Genomic DNA, 18,628 nt, shown 5'->3' on the forward strand with positions numbered 1-18,628 from the left:
TTAGCAGTTCGAACTAATTATAACAAACAATAAAAATTATAAAAGTTCACCAAATTTGATATATCAATCAGTATCTATATTCAAAACTTCTTCACTATAATTAATATTTTGACGCAATTCATTCGCAGTATTCTTGCTAATTTTACCTTGCTCCAACATGTCCTGAACAAAAGCTCGCTGATAACTTAGAGCTTTCACTTCCAAAGCAACGCGTTCGCTATTGAATTGCGGTGATTGACCACGATATTTGCCTTGCAGTAACTCTAAACGATCCTCGTAATGACGTTGGAAAATGTACAACAGATTATCTGAAAAGCCAGCATTATCGGCTTGACTCAATTCTTTCAACTTAGCTAACGCTCTTTGCGCACCGCTTTTTGAAATCTTGATCATTTCTTGATTGATCTGACGTAAATTCTCATGCTTAACAGAGCGATAGACCCAGCGCCTGATTGTTAAGTAAGTTCTGCGAAAATATCCGATAAAGAACTCGACTGTCGCATTATAATTACGATGAACAATTTCCTTTTTATATTTAGAAATCTTGCGGCTGGCTTGATTATAGGCTTCAGTTGAAATCTCATGATTGGTATAGAGATCATCTAGTGCTTCTAATTCACAGTTGAAACAAATGTCCCACAGCTCAGCATCCTTTTTACCTTTAACATGGCGTTTGCTAATTTGGGTCACCGTTCCAAAGTTGCTACCGTTCATACTCAAATTACGAATATCAGATAAATATTCACCTATCACGGCTGAATATACCGAAACATCGCCATCGTCCATTTCCGAACGTAACTTTTTGACCGTTTTGTCTAAAACCACTCGGTTAGCTTCAGTTTGTGTCAACTCAACCGTATTGCCATCTGTCTGTTCATCATTATTTGATTCATCAGAAACAAAGGTATTCCCACGATAAGCAACCGGAGCGGTATTTTTAGTCATCAGTGGAATCAGAATCGTAGCACCTAACAAACTGTAAATAATCACTGCGCTTGCTAAGAACAACAATAAGGTTCTAGCGGGAAATGGTGCACCACCCTTAATCGTTAATGGCAGCGATAAAACACCAACCATCGTAACCGCTCCACGAACTCCAGAAATACCTGACATTAAGCAATCATCTAGCCGGGATTTCGACCATAGAACAATCTTTTCCCCTGCTGAGTTATTCCAAAAGGTTGCATACAAATAACTCCAACTGGCTCTGATCACGACTAGCATGATCCAAATAACCAACGCTAAAAAGGCCGCTCCGATGGTGTTGATATTATCGTTATGAACTAATTCTTCCATTGCAAAAGGAATTTCAATTCCCAACAAGACAAAGACAAAGCCGTTCAACACATACACCACCAGATTCCAAGTCCGAGAAGTGATCAGTTGAATTTCCGGAGTAAAACTACTGAAACTTCGGTTAGAAGAGATGTTCAATATTCCTGCAATCACAACCGCTACAACACCTGAGACTTTGAACAGATCTTCGGCAGCATAATAAATTATAAAAGGAATAATAATTTGAATAATGGCATGTAAAATTGAGTCGTCAACGCCTTGGTTCATCAAGTACAATCTGATTCCATTAAAAATCCAAATCATCACTGCACCAACTAAAGCACCTACGATTGAGATATAGAAAAAGTCCATTGTGGCATCTTTTAAGGAGAACATTCCTGTCACCGTAGCCGCGACTCCATATTTAAAGCAGATCAATCCCGAAGCGTCGTTGATCAAACTTTCGCCACTGATCAAATGCATCAATTTATCAGGAATGTGAGCTTTTTGGGCAATTGATTGAACCGCGATAGGATCAGTTGGCGACAATACTGCCACCAAAGTAAACGCAGTTGCCCAAGGTAGAGTCGGTAACAACCATTTTACAAAAACGCCACCCAAAAGCGTCGAAACAATTACTAAGACGATTGCATTTCCTAAGATAGGGCCCTTTAATTTCCACAATTCATTTTTAGGAAAATTATTTCCATCATTGAATAGGATCGGTGCAATAAAGGCAAGCAAAAACCACTCAGTGTTGACATATATCTTGACGTGAATAATTAATGCCGCCAAAACACCTGCCGATATCTGCAGCAGACTGGGTGGAATTGATACAAAGTAATGGCTAATTATATTGGCAACAATCAAAAGTGAAAGAATCAAAAGAATTGATTCAATTATTTCCACAGACATCACCTACCATTTCGTTATTTTTTTTCTTCACCAATAATACGAACTTCGGTTTGAAGTTCAACATCAAATTTCTCTTTGATCGTTTTCTGGATCAAATGAATTAAGTCTAAATAATCAGTTGCGGTGGCATGTTTAATATTAACGATAAAACCAGCATGCTTCATTGAAACTTGCGCTCCACCAATTATTTTACCTTGTAAACCAGCTTTAATGATCAATGGTCCCGTAAAGTGGCCTTTAGGACGCTTGAAGACACTTCCACAAGATGGATATTCAAGTGGTTGCTTGGAACGTCTCAACTCATTTAAACGATCCATTTCCTCTTGAATCGTAACTTTGTTGCCACGTTTCAAGGCGAACGTAGCGCTTATAACGATACCACCGTCGTCTTGAACGGTACTGTGACGGTAACTAAAATTCATATCCTCATGCGTCAAAGTAGTGATATGTCCATCCGGCAATAAGACTTCAGCTGACTCAAACACATCTTTAATCTCGCCACCATAGGCTCCGGCGTTCATGAAGACCGCTCCACCGACACTACCAGGAATACCAGCCGCAAACTCGATTCCGGTCAGACCAGCTTTTTGAGCAGCGATAGTAGTATTAATAATTGTTGCTCCAGCTTCGGCAGTCACTTTTGTCTCAGAAACCTCGATTCGATGGAAGTTAGGTAAAATAATCACGATTCCACGAATTCCACCATCTTTTATGATCAAATTACTGGCATTGCCAATTACCGTGATGGGAACTTGATTAGTTCTTGCAGTATCAACAATCTCAACCAATTCCTCACGTGTTTTTGGAAAGGCTAATACGTCAGCGGGTCCCCCAGTTTTCGTAAAGGTATACTTGCTGAGTGGTTCATCTAACTTAAATTCAATATTTGGTAATTTTTCAACTGGAAACTTCAATATTCATCATCCTTTTAACTACTTAGACTTACGTTTAATTTTATCACATAGTTAAGCCCATAACGAACTAACTGGTATCACAATAATGCTATAATTATGGCGAGGTGATGTTATGAAACTTATATCTTGGAACGTCAACGGCTTGAGAGCTGTAGTCAAAAAAGATTTTATGGAAACTTTTCAAAGTTTAGATGCTGATATCTTCAGTATTCAAGAGACTAAACTACAAGAAGGTCAGATTGATTTAGACTTACCCGGTTATCATCAATACTTCTTTTATGCTCAAAAAAAGGGTTACTCTGGTACAGCAATTTTCACTAAACAAGAACCTCTGAACGTTACAACGGGATTGGATATTTCAGAATTTGATGACGAAGGCCGAACGATAACTTTAGAATTTCCAGATTTTTATTTGATCAACAGTTACACGCCTAACTCACAACCAAAACTTAAAAGAATCGATTATCGGATGCGTTATGACGATGCTCTGAGAGATTATATGTTAAAATTATCCGCTGATAAGCCAGTTGTTCTCTGCGGCGATTTAAACGTTGCCCATGAGGAAATCGACTTAAAAAATCCCCAATCAAATCACAAGAATCCGGGCTTCTCTGACCAGGAACGGGAAAAATTCACCGAATTACTCAAGAGTGGATTTACCGACAGTTTCAGATTTCTACATCCCGAAACAATCAAGTATTCTTGGTGGAGCTACCGTTTCAATGCTCGGAAAAATAATGCTGGTTGGCGAATCGATTATTTCGTAGTTTCAAACAATGGACAGAACCTGATCAAAAGCGCCGATATTTTGAATGATATTTACGGTTCTGATCATTGTCCGATTGAATTAGATCTAAATATTAAGGAGAACTAATTAATGAATTTTGTCTCAATGGATTTTGAAACGGCTAATGGCAGTCGCAGCAGTGCTTGTTCTTTAGCCTTGGTCCTTGTTCGTGACAGTAAAATTGTCGACAGCTTTTACACCTTGATCAATCCGCAAGAATATTTCAGTCCCCGCAATATCCAAATTCATCATATTAGACCAGAAGATGTGGCGGACGCTCCAACTTTTGACCAAGTTTGGCCGCACATTAACACACTCTTTGATAATGGACACTTAGTGGCTGCTCATAATGCTAGTTTCGACAATAGTGTGCTAAAAAATACCTTATCAAATTACGGAATCATGGTTCCCAAGTATCTGACGATCGATACTTTACGAACAAGTCGCAAATTTTATCCACAATTTCCAAATCACAAATTAAATACCGTTTCTGATGCCTTGAACATCGACTTGAGAAATCACCACAATGCGCTTGCTGATAGCGTTGCTTGTGCGGAAATCCTCTTGAGAACTGAACAAGAATTTGGAACCGAACAAATAAAAAAGATGGTTAAGCTAACAAGCTAAACCATCTTTTTCATTTGATAAGTTTTTTCTGTTTCCGATTCAATCGTAAAACCAAATTTTTGATACAAATGAATTGCTACTGAATTGTCTTTATATACTTCTAAAATAATTGTTTGTAGTTCCGATTCTGCAGCCCAATCCAAGGCATCTTCTAACAAATACGTTGCGATACCGTTATGCCAAAATTCTTTGTCAACTACCACACCGAATTCGGCCTCTTGAGCACTGACTTTCTCTAAGCGGCAAAAACCAATAATTTGCTCATCTAATTGTGCCACAATCAATTCATCAGTCACAGAGTCAAAAATCTCTGCCAATGAATCAGCCTCTGCTTGAACTGAAACATCCTTAATATCATCAAATATAATGAAATCACTCTGCTGACTAGCTTTTTTGAGAAAATCCAATAATGATTTGGCATCTGCCGGAATTGCTTCTCGTAATTTTAATTGATCACTCATTTTAAATCACCAAAGCCACGATCATTGAAGGCTTCACCATGAAGCTTGAAAACAATCTCTCGTTTAGTGTCGGACAGACGTTTGATATTGATCGACAAATGGTCATCAGGAATCTCATCTTTAATAAACTGAGGCCATTCAACGATGGTTACACCGTTGCCATGGAAGTATTCATCAAAACCTAAATCTTCATCAGGACTACTTTCTAGACGATACGCATCCATATGGTAAAGTGGCATTTTGCCATCGTTGTATTCACGAATCAAGGTAAATGTGGGACTCTTAACATTACGTTTGATGCCCAAACCACGTGCTAATCCACGCGTCAATGTCGTTTTGCCAACACCTAAGTCGCCATTTAAAACAATGACATCCCCTGGCTGCAACAAAGCGGCAATCTTTTCGCCCAATTTTTCAGTTTCTTCATATGAGTTCGTTGTTAATTGATATTCAGGCATGGTTCCTCCTTAATTCTAAAGTGCTAAAGCAGCAGTTAGAATTGCTGACTTATAGACATCTTCTTCAACACAGCCACGTGATAAGTCAGAAATTGGCTTAGCAAGTCCTTGTAAAACAGGTCCGATGGCTTCAAAGCCACCGAATCTTTGGGCAATTTTAACCCCGATATTACCAGATTGAAGTTCTGGGAAGACAAAAACATTTGCATGTCCGGCAACATTTGAGCCCGGAGCTTTTTGAGCAGCAACAGTTGGTACAAAGGCCGCATCAAATTGAAGTTCACCATCTAATGGCAAATCTGGTGCTAATTCTTGAGCAATCTTTGTAGCTTGAGCTACTTTAGTTACTTCATCGCTCTTAGCGCTACCCTTAGTTGAAAAGCTTAACATAGCAACTTTAGGGTCGATATCGAATAGTTGAGCATTATTAGCCGTTTGCACAGCAATTTCAGCTAATTCTTGAGCATTAGGGTTAATATTGATTGCACAATCGGCAAATAGATATCTTTCGTCGCCTTTTTGCACAATGAAAGAACCACTGATACGAGAATTGCCTGGTGCAGTCTTAACAATTTGCAAAGCAGGTCTAACAGTATCACCAGTTGAATGAATTGCTCCAGATACCATTCCATCAGCTTTATCAAGATAAACTAACATGGTACCAAAGTAATTGCTGTCTAGTAACATTGTTTCAGCTTGTTCTTTGGTGTTTTTACCTTTACGACGTTCAACAAATTTATCCACCATCGTGTCAAAATCGGCATAATTCTTAGGATCAATAATTTCAATACCAGTTAAATCAAATGACTTTTCGTCTGCAATTTTGTTAATTTCAGTTTCATTCCCAATTAAAATTGGTTGGAGAATGTTTTCTTTCTTTAGTCGAGTTGCGGCCCCCAAGATTCTAGGTTCTTCACCTTCTGGGAAAACAATTGTTAAATTTTTCCCGTCAATTTTACTTTTTAGGCTTTCAAATAAATCCATTACTTTTCCTCCGTTTCATCGGCACGTTCTGGTAATTGCCAATTAATTACTTCTTCATTATAGTTTAAAAGCGCTTTATTTGCTCTAGAAAATGGCTTAGAACCGAAGAATCCATAGCGAGCCGCGAAGGGACTGGGATGGGTCGAGGAAATAATCGTATTTTTTGATTCATCAATTAAAGGAATTTTGCTTTTTGCAGCATTGCCCCACAATAAGAAGACCACGCCACCACGTTCTGATAAGGCTTGAATCGCATAGTCAGTCAACTTTTCCCAACCGTGTCCTTTATGCGAATTGGCTTGACCTCTTCTAACTGTCAAAACCGAGTTCAACAATAATACACCCTGTTGAGCCCAAGCTTTTAGATAACCGTGATTGACAGGAGTACAGCCCTCATCATCTTGTAATTCTTTGTAGATATTGCGCAGAGATGGTGGTATTGTCACACCAGGTGCAACTGCAAAACTACAACCGATGGCTTGATTAGGTTCGTGATAAGGATCTTGTCCCAAGATAACTACCTTAGTATCCGAAAATGGTGTCCAGTCAAATGCTTGATATATCTTATGCATCTCTGGATATATCGTTTGGGTATTATATTCATTAACCAAAAATTCTCGTAATTCTTCATAATATGGCTTGTCGAATTCTCCATTCAACACTTCTTGCCAATCATTTTTTATTAAGGTTTTCAAATTTACACCTGCCTGTTTTAAAATAAATCACCTAAAATATGGTAACATTCACTTATAGCATAACGCACTCGGAGGGAACTTTATGATTAAATTGATTGCATCCGATATGGATGGCACATTGTTAAATGAAAAAATGGAAGTTTCAGATCGCAATATTCAAGCAATTAAAGATGCCGAAAAAAATGGCATTGAATTTCTAATTGCTACTGGCCGCGGGTTAAGTGAAGCCAAACCTTTCTTACAAAATCATGTTCACCCTGGTTTCATAACCTTAAACGGAGCCGAAGTTTTCGATACCAAAGGTCAGATGATCTCAAGTAATCCCTTGTCTAAATCATCTCAAAAAGCCGTTACCGAAATTTTTAATAAATATCATGTCTACTTTGAAATCGTTACTGATAAAGGTATTTTTTCAAACGACCGTGAAGCACGAGTAACTAATTTAGCCAATTTGCTAGTTAAACTTAATCCTGGCACCACTTACAAACAAGCCTTAAAAGATACCCAGGAACGGGTTAAAATGATGCCAATGAATTTTGTTGATAGCTTTGACAATATTCTTAATAATGATTCTTACAAGATCATGAAGCTAATTGGTTTCAATGAACACCAATATAAAGTCCTCGCCCCATTAAAAAAAGAAATTACTAAGAAGGTTAAAGACGTCGTCGTCACATCTTCTTCACCAAATAACGTAGAAGTTAATAGTATTGATGCTCAAAAGGGAATTGCCCTTTTACAATACGCCGACAACAAGAATATTTTACCAGAAGAAATTATGGCTATCGGTGATAATCTCAATGATTATTCGATGATTCGCGATGCTGGAACTGGTGTTGCTATGGCTAATGCCATCCCTGCCATTAAAGAACTTGCTCAAGTTGAAACTGACAGTAATATCAACGATGGTGTCGCTAAAATTATCGAGAAAACTATCGCTGATAATCAGAAACAGGGTCAATAATGGAACTCTACATTCGAAAAGCAGATCTAGCTGTTGGTAATATTCTGGTTATCGCAAATCAAAATAAGGAAACCACTTTTATTGCTTCTCGTGACAAAGACAATCCTTTTTTGATCAAATTGTACAATCGCTTAAATACGTTAATTGGTGAAATCAAATTAAAAAATAATTTTTTGAAGATTTACTCCATTGAAATAAATGGCGAAGAAAAAGCTACCATCAACGCCCTACCGATGATTGATTTGAAGTACGTTTACCTCAGCAAGGCCAATTGGAATGTGGTTGGTGATTTAGTCAATTCAGATTACCACGTGACCAAAGGTGGTCAAGAGATCTTGAAGGTACAACCAACTATTTTAAGTCAGGGCCATCCTGGGTTAGAATTGATCTTCGAAAATATGGACGATGGACCGATGGGAACTCTTCTTGCAATTTTCTTGGATAAATACATCAAACTACCGATATTGGCGCCAAAAACTGACTTGGATAAATTGGAAATGAAATCAAAAATGTCCTATTTGAATAATTTTAAAAATAAATGCGAATAAAACTTAACCTATACCTCCAAAGTTATCACGACTTTGGAGGTATTTTTGTGACTAAAATTATCAAAAAAAATCGTGCCAGTAGAATTAATCTACTAACACGATCAAGTATAAAACTATCAGAAACTAAACTAAGCAATCCCAAAAATTTGAGGATCATTTGCCGACAATTCAACTGTTTTTCCCATCACCTTAACTAAAGTTGATTGATCAGCTTCAATCGTCAACTTATCCTTTTGCAAAGTAAAATGATACTTTACACCTTGATAGGTCTGTTTGAAAGCTAAATTAGTCACTTCGTCTGGTAGCTTTGGTTCAACTGTCAACATCTTATCTGACCAATAAACTCCGGCAAGGTCACGCGTTATAACGGTTAGAATTGCTCCCATAACGCCAGTATGAATGCCCTCAGCCGTGGTCCCACCTTGAATATCATCATAATCTGACTTGATGGCCACTTTTAACTTTTCCCAAGCAGCATTACATTCATTAATCGCCATATCGACACTAGCATAAACTGGACGTGAAACTGTTGAACCATGAACAGTCTTGGCCAAATAGTAATCACGATTCTGTAATAACCATTCAGTTGGAAGATGATAACCTAACTTTTCAATCGTTTGCGCCATGGTCTTAATACCAAGGTTATATACCATCATCAAAGTATCAGCTTGTTTATCGACTTGATAATCATCAGCCACTTTTCCTTCGGAAATTAAGATACGGTCGATCCGATGAATATCACCATATTTTTTGGCGTATGCCGGTAAATCTAACTCTTTCAAAGCAAAATAATGATTGTATTGTTCAATTACTCCATCTTCAGTTATATAAAGTGCCAGTTTATGGCTGACTTCAACAGCTTTTTCAAGCAGATTGTCAGTAAAATCAGTCTTTTTAGCAATTTTGACAAAATCTTTAGCCATAGTATCACGTAGTTTTAAAAGCCACGACAAAGACCATGCTAACATCAAATTAGTATATGCATTATCCGACAAACCGCCAGTCTTGGCATTTGGATAAGCTTCATGGAATTCATCTGGACCCATAACTCCCGACAAATGATACTTTTCGCCATCGTATTGCACTTTGTTGAGCCAAAACTTGCTTGTTTCCAGTAGCATCTCCAAGCCACCGTTCAAAAGCAAATCATTATTACCAGTTATTTGAGTATAGCTCCACAAATCGTAGATAATCGCCAAAGACACATGCCGTTGCAGACGTGAATTATCTGGATACCACGTGTTAGACAAGAGGTTGAAGTGAATAAACTGAGCTTGTTCATCTCCAACTGATGCAGATTGCCAAGGATACATTGCGCCAGCTTCTCTTTGCAACTCGGCATTTTTCTGAGCTGCTTTCAAACGCTTAATTCGGTACTTGATTATAGCTTTGGCAGCTTCTGGATCATTAGCCGCATAATAAGGAACCAAGAACAATTCATCCCAAAAGATATGTCCTCTGTAACCTTCACCAGTGAGACCACGCGAACCCACTGAGGCGTCAAAGTCTGGATTAGATTCCTTTTGAGCGGCCTGATGCAGCTGAAAAATATTCAAACGAACTAATTTTTGAATATCCGATTCAGTCGACTTTAAGAAAACATCTGAATCTTGCCAAAATTCTTGCCAATGATTGACACTCGTTTGATAAATATCTGTATAACTGCCCTCTTGCAAATCATTTTGTACTATTGCTAGAAAGTCAGCTGACTCATGACTAGTAGCCACGGACATGATCCGTTCGATCGTAATTGGTTCATTTTTGGATAAATTGACCTGTGCTTGATCGATAACTTTATCTGGCAAATGTAATGTCTTAAAGTCAGCTTTGCTACTAGTTGTCTTTGCCCCAATTGCAAAACTTATTTGGGATTGTAAAGTTTGCCCTTGTAAAATATTGCCATTACCAGCAATTAATTGAAATTCTTGACTATTGAATTTACGATACCGAGCAACGTTTTGATTCTGAATCGCCCCATCAATAATCAATTCGATTTTTACTTGTGCAGAAAAATCTAAGCTTAATTCAATCTTTAGACCAAGTTGATGATATGACACCGGATTACATACTTTCGTCGTCTTCAAAAACAAGTGTCCTTCACCGAGTGAAAATGTTGTTTCTTCAATCAGACAACCATGTTTCATATCCAACTGAGCATGTCTCTGTTGATAAGGCATGATTACCGATTCATTATTAACCGTTAATTTCAATAACTGAGGATTGGGAAAATTAACTAGATCTTCATTGATAACTTGATGACCATTGACGGTTGTACTGGTTTGATTAAATACACCCGCAATATAAAGACCTGGATAATGATCTTCACTATAACGACTAGTCACCGAAGCACCACGCCAACCAAGATAGCCATTGCCTAATGTCAAGAGTGCTTCTTGTCCATATGACTTAGTGCCTGTTGGTACATCTTGATAATCAATTTGCCAATCTTCTGTCATGATATTAGTCTCCTTTTACTTAGTTGCGTCTTTGAAAACATTCTTCTTTTGAGCAGCCTTAACCTTTGCTAAGTCAGCATCACTGTAACCCCAAAAGTAAACACAGATAAAGGAAACAACAATTGTGGCCGCACTAGCAATCACGAAAGCCCAAATATTGTTAGGATTTGTCTTTGAGAAGAATGATGGGAAACCGATCAATGAACCTGTGAAACCAAACATATCAATCTTCATCAATCCGGCGATTAAACCACCGACAGCACCACCGATATTAGCCATCCAGAAGACGTGACCATATTTCAAATTAATACCATACATTGCAGGTTCAGTAACACCGGCATAACCTGATAGAGCACCAGCTAAAGACAAACCTTTGATATCAGCACGTTTTGACTTAACCCAGACGGCTAAAGCACCAGTACCTTGAGCAATCATTGTAAAGTTGATCAAAGCATTCAAAACTGAATGTCCGGTCATTGCGATATCGTTTGAAACAATTGGCACGACCATCCAGTGTAAACCAAAGATAACCAGCACTTGATATAAACCACCGATTACTAATCCAGCAATGGCTTCATTAGTTGTAACTAAGGCATTGATTAGAGTTGCCAAGGCACTTGAAATCAAGGAAATAACTGGTCCCATAACTACTAAAACCGCTGTAGCAACGATAAAGAGTGTAAATAAAGGTTGTAAAATGGAACGAAGACTCAAAGGTAAAACTTTCTTGAGCCAATTACCTACTGGTCTTGCCAACCAAGCAGCGAAGATAATTGGGAAAATTGAGTATGTATACTGTGGGATATGAATTGGTAAACCAAAGAATTCAGCATTCATTGGAATACCTAAGAATGTGGCCATCCCTTTAGTAGGAGCAGCCCAGAGTGCAGCAATAGTTGGATGTACCAAGACACCTGCTATTGCTCCAACAACGATTGGATCTGAACGCAATTGTTTCGCAGCAGAGAATCCAACCAAAATTGGTAAGAAATAAAAGGCCGAATCGCCCATGGCATTAATAATGATATAAGTTGTCGACTTAGTGTTGATCAAATTTAAGTTGAATGTAAATAAAGTTAAGAATCCTTTCAAAATACCAGATGCAGCTAACAATCCAATGATTGGAATCATGGAGCCAGTAATTGTTCCAATTAAAACTTGGAATCCTCTTGCAATCCAACCCCAAAGGTTCTTAGGACGTTCAGCTTTTTGTTCTGTTCCCTCAGTTTCAGCAACAGCTGATTTAGTTGCATCATCGTCCGCAAAACCTGCACCTAATTGTTTGATAACTTCATCGTAAACATCAGTAACGGCTGGTCCAATTACAACTTGATACTGTCCCAAACCCGCATTATATAAAGCACCGGCAACACCATCTAAAGCTGTAATCTTTTCTGTTTGGGCCTTTTTTTCATCTTTTAGATAAAATCTCAAACGAGAAATACAGTGGATAACTTTGTTAATATTTTCGACTCCCCCAACACCAGCAATAATTTCTGATGCTAGAGCGGCGTAATCCTTCTTTTTCGACATATTATTCAACCCCCTTATGTAGTTGACACTAATGGTGTCTTCGTGCAAATTCGACACTGCTAAACTTATCAGCACGATGTCGTGATTCGGTATATGACAATATTCGACTGTCAGTTAAATGAGTTTCACTACGAACGACCACTATCGGAATCGACTGCTCAATTTTCAGATTTTCACAGTCATCGTAATCAGCACTTTCAACCGTAAGATGCTTGACCGCGTAGTCAATCGTCAACCCTAGCTCATCCTCAAAATATTTAAAAAGTGAATCTTGAGCTGCTGTCAACGGAATTTCCTTAACTACCTCTTCACTAACATAATCATAGTCAAGAATCGTGGGCAGTCCGTTAACGATTCGTTCACGGACAACTAAATTGGCATAAATGGCCGGTGATCCAAAAAGCAATCGTTCTGGAACTAAGACATGGTTTTGAATTCTTAAAATACGATTGACTGAACTTAAACCACTATCATTGACAATTTCTTTATAACTTTTAATTGAGGAAACGGGGAACAAGTATCTTTTCTTACTTAATACCAAACTTCCTTTTCCCCGAATAGTCTGAATATAACCTTCGTCAGCTAACAGTTGCATAGCCTTGCGTACCGTTTCCCGGGATACTCGATAACGCATCACTAGTTGTTGATTACTGGGAAGAATCTCTCCAGAACGATATTTTTTGATTTGAATATCATTTAATAAGTCGTGATATATTGTCAGATATTTCTTCATATGCCCTCCAACAATTCCTAGATTACCACAGTTAGTAACCGCTTACACATGCTTGACGAAGCGATAATCGTAAAAACCTAGACAAGTTAGTTGCCAACAGCGCCATAGCCTACAGCTAAACCTAGACAAGTTTTTAAAATATTTTTTTATTATGGCATGAATTGCTAAATATATTATCAGCATAAAGATTCATAGACTTAATTTCAATCAATTATTTAAAAGTCTATTTCAAATTTTTTATATTATTTGACTAATAAAAAAGCATTACCTAGTGATCTTTTAAGATCATCAGATAATGCTTCAAAAGTTACGTTTTGTTTTTAACTTTCCAAGAGTATTTTGGGAAGTATTTAGTCTTTCACAGTTAAGTCATATTGCATATGATCATACAAGTGACTACCAATATACAATTGACCAACTTTCTTAAAGCCAGTCTTTTCATAGACATGTTTGGCTGGATCATTATTTACATCAACGTTCAAGCTTAGAATCTTCTCACCACGTTCACGCACAACTTCAATAAAATGTTGCATCGTTCTAGTTCCGATTCCTTTGCCTTGATAGTCAGGAGCGACCGCGAATGAATCTAAATACCATTCGCCTGGCCAAGCTTCCTTATCGTTGAAGAGATTTTTCTCTTTGATTCCATGCTTATGCATAATTTTAATCAGCGGCTTGTCAATACCATCTTCTTGATCCTCAGGGTAACCGACCATTATGGCAACGATTTTTCCCTCTTGCTCGTTGACTAAGATATTTTCCATCCCGTAACGATAACCTGGTTGGAAAAATCCTTCTTTGATGACTTCTGCCATTTTCTCATCGCCGACTTCTTGAAAAACATCTAATTCCATTTCATCGAAGATTTGAAATAATATCGGTAATATCTGATCGGCATCGTCTTCTTTTGCGTATCTAAACATTTTTTCACCTCGATATATATAATACATGAATTATAATTTTTCTCAAATTTGATTGATATAGACGTAAAAAAGGCAATGATTTGTCCAGAATCATTGCCGAATATTTAAGGCTGTTATCCGTAAATCTCCTTATTTTAATTTTAGAAATAGTTAGATCCATGAAATATTTCATAGTGACCTGACTACTTCTTTATAATAACGAGCCTTCTTTCATTTTTATATAAACAATTTTCTGAAAATGTTCAAATTTGAACATATTCTAAAAACTGTTCAAAATCACTCACTAGTCCCAACATGATACTTCAATAATTGCTTCTGGATAATGTAACTGTCAATCAATAATTCCGTGTTAAACCAGCCCTCGATAATTCCAATATAACCAGTTATCAATTCTGTCTTTACGATTGCCTCTTGCTCATCAGTATATTTCACCAATAAGTCATTCAATAAATCAATTACATTAGCATGTCGCAATGTAAATGCCGTTTGATAATACAAATTTAAACAAAAGATTTTATTATTATTTACATATTCGATGAAATGTTTGATCAAATCCTCAAAACTATTACTGTTAGTCGTTATTTCTTTTAAGATAATCTTTTCAAAAACTTCCTGATAAATATTTTCAATTGTTTCAAAATTATAATAAATCGTTCCCCGATTAACCCCTGCACATTTTGCTAATTCTACGATCGTAAAATTGTCTACTCGACCTTTGGATAGCTCTTTATAAACTGTCTGAATCAGTAAGGTAGCAGTCTGTTTCATCAAATAATCTCCTTTGTAATTTTTATGTCGTAATAATAACAAAGTGAAATTTTTTTAGAAACAAGTTTTTGACGATTTTTAATTTAATTTATTATGGTAATTTGACCACACTATAAATAAAAAGTTAAAAGTTATCAAATTATAATTGTTCATTTTTCTTCTATAGACATCATAGTTAGATTTATACTTTGGCAAAAGAGATCTTAGGAGGGAGATTATGAATCGCAAACAAATTGCTCTATTAACCGGTATATTGCTTTTATCAAACATTTCCATCAGTAATACTAACCAAGCCGAAAACATCGTTAGCACGGCTGTTAGAGCCTCTAAAACAAAAAGAAAAAAGACTTCTGATAAGTATCCTGACATATCAAATAAATTAGACTTAACTTCCATGGAACAGTATGAAAGTGTTGATTTATTTATGAATGTGACCTTAAAGAACTTTTATATTAGAGACCTCGCCTTAACTAATACTGACGAATACACTCTCCTATTGGCTCCAATCAAGAGTAGTGATCAGTACTTTTTGGTTACCGGACAAACAAATTATCACTTAAAAAAAGGTCAAAAAATATCGGTAGAAGGTTTTCTCAATGGTAAAACATCAATCACTGCTGACCAAGTTAAACTTGGACTCAATCAAAAATACTTAAATCGAGAAGTCGTCTCGATGATGGCTGACAAAATTCTTTTATCCAAGATAAATAATTAGCTTGATTTGAAAGTCTAAAGTAAAGTTTTTGATTTTCAGTTTTGAAGTAAAAAGGTGTGCAGAAAATGTGCAAAATTATAAAAAAGCATGCAAATACCCAGACCACTTGGTAATTGGTTTTGAGACAGAAAAAAAGCTCTAATCGCTGATATAACAACGATTAGAGCTAACTGATATTTGATTTTGCAAAGGCTTGAAAAACCAATTAATACCGGTGATCGGGGTCGAACCGATACTCCCTAGTGGGAACAGGATTTTGAATCCTGCGCGTCTGCCAATTCCGCCACACCGGCATATTAATACCGTGATTACTTAAGCATAACCAAAGGCGGTAACCGGATTTGAACCGGTGATGAAGGTTTTGCAGACCTCTGCCTTACCACTTGGCTATACCGCCATATTCAATTTTAAAACAATTGGGTTAGCTGGATTCGAACCAGCGCATGATGGAGTCAAAGTCCACTGCCTTACCGCTTGGCTATAACCCAATAATAAGGGCGGTATGTGGGAGTCGAACCCACGTGTGCCGGTGCCACAAACCGGTGTGTTAACCACTTCACCAATACCGCCATGATAAAAGGTAGAAACAGGGATAGTAGGAATTGAACCCACACCGACGGTTTTGGAGACCGTAGTTCTACCTTTAAACTATATCCCTAATATGGAGGGGAGTGGATTCGAACCACCGAACCCGAAGGAGCGGATTTACAGTCCGCCGCGTTTAGCCAGACTTCGCTACCCCTCCAAAATGGCGCGGGACGGAATCGAACCGCCGACACATGGAGCTTCAATCCATTGCTCTACCAACTGAGCTACCGAGCCATTTAACGGTCCCTGCGGGAATCGAACCCGCGATCTCCTGCGTGACAGGCAGGCGTCCTAACCAACTAGACCAAGGAACCAAATTTAATTCTTAATGAAGCTAATTGCGGGAGCAGGATTTGAACCTACGACCTTCGGGTTATGAGCCCGACGAGCTACCAGACTGCTCCATCCCGCGATAATAAAAAGTAAATCAACTGTTACCCACTAAGGAGGATGTGGGATTCGAACCCACGCGCCGCTTTCGCGACCTGACGGTTTTCAAGACCGTTCCCTTAAGCCGGACTTGGGTAATCCTCCATTGCTTAAATAGTAAATCTATATAACTAAATGATGCTTTCACATCAATGACCCCTACGGGATTTGAACCCATGTTACCGCCGTGAAAGGGCGGTGTCTTAACCACTTGACCAAGGGGTCATATCTACGGAGAAGGAGGGATTTGAACCCTCGCGCCGCTTACGCGACCTACACCCTTAGCAGGGGCGCCTCTTCAGCCACTTGAGTACTTCTCCAGATATAGTGGGCCTAAATGGACTTGAACCATCGACCTCACGCTTATCAGGCGTGCGCTCTAAACCAGCTGAGCTATAGGCCCATAAAAGTGGCAAAGCGGGTGACGAGAATCGAACTCGCGACAACAGCTTGGAAGGCTGTGGTTTTACCACTAAACTACACCCGCATAATACCTGACGACTACTTCTACCTAGCAAACATATCGATTTGCTAACGGTCCCTGCGGGAATCGAACCCGCGATCTCCTGCGTGACAGGCAGGCGTCCTAACCAACTAGACCAAGGAACCAAATTTTAATTCTTAATAAAACTAATTGCGGGAGCAGGATTTGAACCTACGACCTTCGGGTTATGAGCCCGACGAGCTACCAGACTGCTCCATCCCGCGATAACATTAATAAAATGCAAGGTCCGTGCAATGATGGACCTTGTAGGACTCGAACCTACGACCGAACGGTTATGAGCCGTTTGCTCTAACCAACTGAGCTAAAGGTCCGGAATGAATAGCGGCGGAGGGGATCGAACCCCCGACCTCCCGGGTATGAACCGGACGCTCTAGCCAGCTGAGCTACACCGCCAAAAAATGGGTTTTTTTAAAGCTGGCAATCAATATTGCCTATCGGGAAGACAGGATTCGAACCTGCGACCCCCTGGTCCCAAACCAGGTGCTCTACCAAGCTGAGCCACTTCCCGAAAAAACTAATGCACCTAGTAGGAGTCGAACCTACAACCTTCTGATTCGTAGTCAGACACTCTATCCAATTGCGCTATAGGTGCATATTCATTATAGTGCCGAGGACCGGAATCGAACCGGTACGGTAATTACTTACCGCAGGATTTTAAGTCCTGTGCGTCTGCCAGTTCCGCCACCCCGGCGTTACTATAATGAAAGCGGAAGACGGGATTCGAACCCGCGACCCCCACCATGGCAAGGTGATGTTCTACCACTGAACTACTTCCGCATTATGCCGACTAGAGGATTCGAACCTCCGACCCCCTGTTTACAAGACAGGTGCTCTGCCAACTGAGCTAAGTCGGCATAAAACGATACTTTCATATTTTACTAAATGAAAATCAATATTGCAACAACAATATTGAATACGGGTGAAAGGACTTGAACCTTCATGTCCAATGGACACTAGAACCTAAATCTAGCGCGTCTGCCAATTCCGCCACACCCGCATGGTGTGTATATATGTTGCAAATGAGCCGTGACAGGTTCGAACTGTCGACCCTCTGATTAAAAGTCAGATGCTCTACCAACTGAGCTAACGGCTCATGATATGGAGGATACAGGGATCGAACCTGTGACCTCCTGCTTGTAAGGCAGATGCTCTCCCAGCTGAGCTAATCCTCCATCATGAGACAGCGTAGCGACTCTCTATCCTCGCGGGTAGTTTCCCACCAACTACTTTCGACGCGGAGAAGCTTAACTTCTGTGTTCGGCATGGGAACAGGTGTATCCTTCTCACTATCGTCACTACACTGTATGATACTCGTACCTTCAAAACTAGATATTAAGTTAATGAATTATT

Annotated in this window: 16 protein-coding genes, 26 tRNA genes and 1 rRNA gene; 5 read left to right on the forward strand and 38 right to left on the reverse strand. The window is 38.8% G+C overall.

Annotation, left to right across the window (positions count from 1 at the left end):
• Window positions 1–63: 63 nt before the first annotated feature.
• Both ACG72T_RS10660 and murB read right to left on the reverse strand, forming a co-directional pair.
• Window positions 64–2,184 (reverse strand): cation:proton antiporter, encoded by a 2,121-nt coding sequence (locus ACG72T_RS10660; RefSeq protein WP_395266206.1) that lies wholly within the window; start codon window positions 2,182–2,184, stop codon window positions 64–66.
• A gap of 20 nt (window positions 2,185–2,204) precedes the next feature.
• Window positions 2,205–3,104, reverse strand: a complete 900-nt coding sequence (murB, locus tag ACG72T_RS10665) for a UDP-N-acetylmuramate dehydrogenase (protein WP_395266207.1) — start codon at window positions 3,102–3,104, stop codon at window positions 2,205–2,207.
• 112 nt (window positions 3,105–3,216) lie between these two features.
• Here murB and ACG72T_RS10670 point away from each other — a divergent pair, with 112 nt between their 5' ends.
• Entirely contained in the window at window positions 3,217–3,978 is a 762-nt protein-coding gene (locus ACG72T_RS10670) for an exodeoxyribonuclease III (protein ID WP_395266208.1), read from the forward strand.
• A gap of 3 nt (window positions 3,979–3,981) precedes the next feature.
• The gene (locus tag ACG72T_RS10675; RefSeq protein WP_395266209.1) at window positions 3,982–4,518 is read left to right on the forward strand and encodes a 3'-5' exonuclease; all 537 of its coding nucleotides are present in this window, start codon (window positions 3,982–3,984) and stop codon (window positions 4,516–4,518) included.
• On the opposite strand, the gene ACG72T_RS10680 is transcribed toward ACG72T_RS10675, so the two are convergent.
• The 4 genes from ACG72T_RS10680 to ACG72T_RS10695 are packed head-to-tail and all read right to left on the reverse strand — an operon-like array spanning window position 4,515 to window position 7,116.
• Window positions 4,515–4,979, reverse strand: a complete 465-nt coding sequence (locus ACG72T_RS10680; protein ID WP_395266210.1) for a GNAT family N-acetyltransferase — start codon at window positions 4,977–4,979, stop codon at window positions 4,515–4,517. The two genes, ACG72T_RS10675 and ACG72T_RS10680, sit on opposite strands and share 4 nt — an antisense overlap.
• Window positions 4,976–5,437: a tRNA (adenosine(37)-N6)-threonylcarbamoyltransferase complex ATPase subunit type 1 TsaE gene (tsaE, locus tag ACG72T_RS10685; RefSeq protein WP_395266211.1), complete on the reverse strand. Its 462-nt coding sequence runs from the start codon at window positions 5,435–5,437 to the stop codon at window positions 4,976–4,978. Before tsaE ends, ACG72T_RS10680 begins: the two co-directional genes overlap by 4 nt.
• A gap of 15 nt (window positions 5,438–5,452) precedes the next feature.
• Window positions 5,453–6,421: a phosphate acetyltransferase gene (pta, locus tag ACG72T_RS10690; RefSeq protein WP_395266212.1), complete on the reverse strand. Its 969-nt coding sequence runs from the start codon at window positions 6,419–6,421 to the stop codon at window positions 5,453–5,455.
• A complete protein-coding gene (locus tag ACG72T_RS10695; RefSeq protein ID WP_395266213.1) occupies window positions 6,421–7,116 on the reverse strand; it encodes a uracil-DNA glycosylase in 696 nt (231 codons plus the stop codon). Before ACG72T_RS10695 ends, pta begins: the two co-directional genes overlap by 1 nt.
• A gap of 82 nt (window positions 7,117–7,198) precedes the next feature.
• Between ACG72T_RS10695 and ACG72T_RS10700 the strand changes: the two genes are divergently transcribed.
• Together ACG72T_RS10700 and ACG72T_RS10705 are read left to right on the forward strand one after the other, a co-directional pair.
• A complete protein-coding gene (locus ACG72T_RS10700; RefSeq protein WP_395266214.1) occupies window positions 7,199–8,080 on the forward strand; it encodes a Cof-type HAD-IIB family hydrolase in 882 nt (293 codons plus the stop codon).
• Window positions 8,080–8,628, forward strand: a complete 549-nt coding sequence (locus ACG72T_RS10705; RefSeq protein ID WP_395266216.1) for a hypothetical protein — start codon at window positions 8,080–8,082, stop codon at window positions 8,626–8,628. The genes ACG72T_RS10700 and ACG72T_RS10705 overlap by 1 nt, the downstream gene beginning before the upstream one ends.
• A 128-nt stretch (window positions 8,629–8,756) precedes the next feature.
• Here the strand turns inward: ACG72T_RS10705 and ACG72T_RS10710 are convergent, their stop codons facing one another.
• The 5 genes from ACG72T_RS10710 to ACG72T_RS10730 form a co-directional block, all read right to left on the reverse strand.
• Complete coding sequence (locus ACG72T_RS10710; RefSeq protein ID WP_395266217.1) at window positions 8,757–11,084, reverse strand: glycosyl hydrolase family 65 protein; 2,328 nt, start codon at window positions 11,082–11,084, stop codon at window positions 8,757–8,759.
• A 15-nt stretch (window positions 11,085–11,099) separates the two neighbouring features.
• Entirely contained in the window at window positions 11,100–12,617 is a 1,518-nt protein-coding gene (locus ACG72T_RS10715) for a PTS transporter subunit EIIC (RefSeq protein ID WP_395266218.1), read from the reverse strand.
• 28 nt (window positions 12,618–12,645) lie between these two features.
• Window positions 12,646–13,350, reverse strand: coding sequence for a trehalose operon repressor (gene treR, locus ACG72T_RS10720; RefSeq protein WP_395266219.1), 705 nt, complete (start codon window positions 13,348–13,350; stop codon window positions 12,646–12,648).
• Window positions 13,351–13,700: 350 nt separating this feature from the next.
• Window positions 13,701–14,273 carry a GNAT family N-acetyltransferase gene (locus ACG72T_RS10725; RefSeq protein ID WP_395266220.1) on the reverse strand — a complete coding sequence of 191 codons (573 nt, stop codon included), beginning with the start codon at window positions 14,271–14,273 and terminating at the stop codon, window positions 13,701–13,703.
• Between the two features lie 276 nt (window positions 14,274–14,549).
• Complete coding sequence (locus ACG72T_RS10730; RefSeq protein ID WP_395266221.1) at window positions 14,550–15,041, reverse strand: TetR/AcrR family transcriptional regulator; 492 nt, start codon at window positions 15,039–15,041, stop codon at window positions 14,550–14,552.
• 217 nt (window positions 15,042–15,258) lie between these two features.
• On the opposite strand from ACG72T_RS10730, the gene ACG72T_RS10735 reads away from it, so the two are divergent.
• On the forward strand, window positions 15,259–15,756 hold the full coding sequence (locus ACG72T_RS10735) for a hypothetical protein (protein ID WP_395266222.1): 498 nt from the start codon (window positions 15,259–15,261) through the stop codon (window positions 15,754–15,756).
• Between the two features lie 209 nt (window positions 15,757–15,965).
• On the opposite strand, the gene ACG72T_RS10740 is transcribed toward ACG72T_RS10735, so the two are convergent.
• The 27 genes from ACG72T_RS10740 to rrf all read right to left on the reverse strand — a co-directional run bounded on the left by ACG72T_RS10740 (window position 15,966) and on the right by rrf (window position 18,578).
• Window positions 15,966–16,049: transfer RNA gene (locus ACG72T_RS10740), tRNA-Leu, on the reverse strand.
• A gap of 33 nt (window positions 16,050–16,082) precedes the next feature.
• Window positions 16,083–16,153: transfer RNA gene (locus ACG72T_RS10745), tRNA-Cys, on the reverse strand.
• Between the two features lie 19 nt (window positions 16,154–16,172).
• Window positions 16,173–16,244: transfer RNA gene (locus tag ACG72T_RS10750), tRNA-Gln, on the reverse strand.
• An 8-nt stretch (window positions 16,245–16,252) separates the two neighbouring features.
• Window positions 16,253–16,325, reverse strand: a tRNA-His gene (locus ACG72T_RS10755).
• Window positions 16,326–16,343: 18 nt separating this feature from the next.
• Window positions 16,344–16,414: transfer RNA gene (locus ACG72T_RS10760), tRNA-Trp, on the reverse strand.
• Window positions 16,415–16,418: 4 nt separating this feature from the next.
• Window positions 16,419–16,501 (reverse strand) — tRNA-Tyr (locus tag ACG72T_RS10765).
• A 4-nt stretch (window positions 16,502–16,505) separates the two neighbouring features.
• Window positions 16,506–16,578, reverse strand: a tRNA-Phe gene (locus ACG72T_RS10770).
• A gap of 6 nt (window positions 16,579–16,584) precedes the next feature.
• Window positions 16,585–16,658 (reverse strand) — tRNA-Asp (locus tag ACG72T_RS10775).
• 24 nt (window positions 16,659–16,682) lie between these two features.
• Window positions 16,683–16,756 (reverse strand) — tRNA-Met (locus tag ACG72T_RS10780).
• A 32-nt stretch (window positions 16,757–16,788) separates the two neighbouring features.
• A tRNA-Ser gene (locus tag ACG72T_RS10785) sits at window positions 16,789–16,878 on the reverse strand.
• A 48-nt stretch (window positions 16,879–16,926) separates the two neighbouring features.
• Window positions 16,927–16,998, reverse strand: a tRNA-Glu gene (locus tag ACG72T_RS10790).
• 7 nt (window positions 16,999–17,005) lie between these two features.
• Window positions 17,006–17,093: transfer RNA gene (locus ACG72T_RS10795), tRNA-Ser, on the reverse strand.
• 8 nt (window positions 17,094–17,101) lie between these two features.
• Window positions 17,102–17,176, reverse strand: a tRNA-Ile gene (locus ACG72T_RS10800).
• Window positions 17,177–17,189: 13 nt separating this feature from the next.
• Window positions 17,190–17,260: transfer RNA gene (locus ACG72T_RS10805), tRNA-Gly, on the reverse strand.
• Window positions 17,261–17,308: 48 nt separating this feature from the next.
• Window positions 17,309–17,382 (reverse strand) — tRNA-Asp (locus ACG72T_RS10810).
• Window positions 17,383–17,407: 25 nt separating this feature from the next.
• A tRNA-Met gene (locus ACG72T_RS10815) sits at window positions 17,408–17,481 on the reverse strand.
• A 34-nt stretch (window positions 17,482–17,515) separates the two neighbouring features.
• Window positions 17,516–17,589 (reverse strand) — tRNA-Ile (locus ACG72T_RS10820).
• 8 nt (window positions 17,590–17,597) lie between these two features.
• Window positions 17,598–17,671: transfer RNA gene (locus ACG72T_RS10825), tRNA-Met, on the reverse strand.
• Between the two features lie 41 nt (window positions 17,672–17,712).
• A tRNA-Pro gene (locus ACG72T_RS10830) sits at window positions 17,713–17,786 on the reverse strand.
• A 10-nt stretch (window positions 17,787–17,796) separates the two neighbouring features.
• Window positions 17,797–17,870, reverse strand: a tRNA-Arg gene (locus tag ACG72T_RS10835).
• A 13-nt stretch (window positions 17,871–17,883) separates the two neighbouring features.
• Window positions 17,884–17,969, reverse strand: a tRNA-Leu gene (locus ACG72T_RS10840).
• Window positions 17,970–17,983: 14 nt separating this feature from the next.
• Window positions 17,984–18,055 (reverse strand) — tRNA-Gly (locus ACG72T_RS10845).
• 4 nt (window positions 18,056–18,059) lie between these two features.
• Window positions 18,060–18,132 (reverse strand) — tRNA-Thr (locus ACG72T_RS10850).
• A gap of 60 nt (window positions 18,133–18,192) precedes the next feature.
• Window positions 18,193–18,275 (reverse strand) — tRNA-Leu (locus ACG72T_RS10855).
• Window positions 18,276–18,298: 23 nt separating this feature from the next.
• A tRNA-Lys gene (locus ACG72T_RS10860) sits at window positions 18,299–18,371 on the reverse strand.
• A gap of 6 nt (window positions 18,372–18,377) precedes the next feature.
• Window positions 18,378–18,450, reverse strand: a tRNA-Val gene (locus tag ACG72T_RS10865).
• A gap of 11 nt (window positions 18,451–18,461) precedes the next feature.
• Window positions 18,462–18,578, reverse strand: a 5S ribosomal RNA gene (rrf, locus tag ACG72T_RS10870).
• Window positions 18,579–18,628: the final 50 nt, after the last annotated feature.

This window comes from Companilactobacillus sp. FL22-1, from assembly GCF_043951805.1.
GTDB lineage: Bacteria > Bacillota > Bacilli > Lactobacillales > Lactobacillaceae > Companilactobacillus.